At 65.5% G+C, this 1,087-nt stretch carries 1 protein-coding gene and 1 pseudogene; both read left to right on the top strand.

Features of this window, described 5'->3' with window-relative positions; all coding sequences use genetic code 11:
• A partial coding sequence (tnpC, locus tag ABD104_RS30195) for an IS66 family transposase (protein WP_343928886.1) occupies positions 1–782 on the top strand: 782 nt, incomplete at its 5' end.
• Between the two features lie 209 nt (positions 783–991).
• Positions 992–1,087: pseudogene (locus ABD104_RS30200) on the top strand (transposase); the annotation flags it as partial.

A 1,087-nucleotide genomic window follows, 5' to 3' on the forward strand; every position in this document is an offset into this window, starting at 1 on the left:
ACGAGACGCCGGTGCAGATGCTCAAGCCCGGGGCGGGCAAGACGCACAAGGCTTACCTGTGGGCCTACACGCCGACCTCCTATGACAGCCTGCGCGCCGTGGTCTATGACTTCACGCCCAGCCGCGCCGGTGAGCACTGCCGTACGTTCCTCGATGAGTGGCGTGGCAAGCTGGTGACCGATGATTATGTCGGCTACAAGGCCGGGTTCGCCGCCGGCATCACGGAACTGGGCTGCATGGCGCACGCCCGGCGCAAGTTCCACGACCTGCATGCGAGCAACCAGAGCCAGATTGCCGGCCAAGCGCTGGAACTGTTCGGCGCGCTGTATGGCGTCGAGCGCGACGTAGCGGAGTTGCCCGTCGATGAACGGCGTCGAATGCGACAAGAACGCGCGCGGCCGATCGCCGAGACGCTGCACAGATGGCTGATCGCGCAGCGCCAGCGCGTGCCTGACGGATCCGGCACGGCGCGCGCCATCGAGTACAGCCTCAAGCGCTGGGAGGCGCTCACGCGCTATCTGGACGACGGCCACGCGCCGATCGACAACAACTGGGTCGAGAACCAGATCCGCCCCTGGGCGGTCGGGCGTGCGAACTGGCTGTTCGCGGGGTCGCTGCGCGGCGGCCAACGTGCGGCCGCCATCATGAGTCTGATCCAGTCGGCGCGACTGAACGGGCATGATCCGTATGCCTACTTGAAGGACGTGCTCACGCGGCTGCCGACGCAGAAGAACAATCGGATCGCCGAACTGCTGCCACATCGGTGGACACCGGCCACCTGATTGCCGTCGTCAAGGCGTGATCACCGGACGCTTACGCTCAAACCGCATCAGTTCGCGCACATCGGCATTGCCAAGTCCTTCCAGATCACCAACCTGTTCCCCAACTTCAGCGCGCTGGAGAACGTCCGCATCGCCCTGCAGGCACATGTGTCGCGTTACGGGCTCTGGCGCCGGCGCGCGGACCTGGCCGATCTGGTAGAAGAGGCCATGGGCGTGTGCGCCAGCTCGGGATCAGCAAGCGAGGCGACGCGTACCTTCGAACCCTCTTGATGCACGGAGCCAGGGCGATCGTCAGGTCGGATCGA

This window comes from Pigmentiphaga daeguensis (assembly GCF_039523035.1).
Lineage (GTDB): Bacteria > Pseudomonadota > Gammaproteobacteria > Burkholderiales > Burkholderiaceae_B > Pigmentiphaga > Pigmentiphaga daeguensis.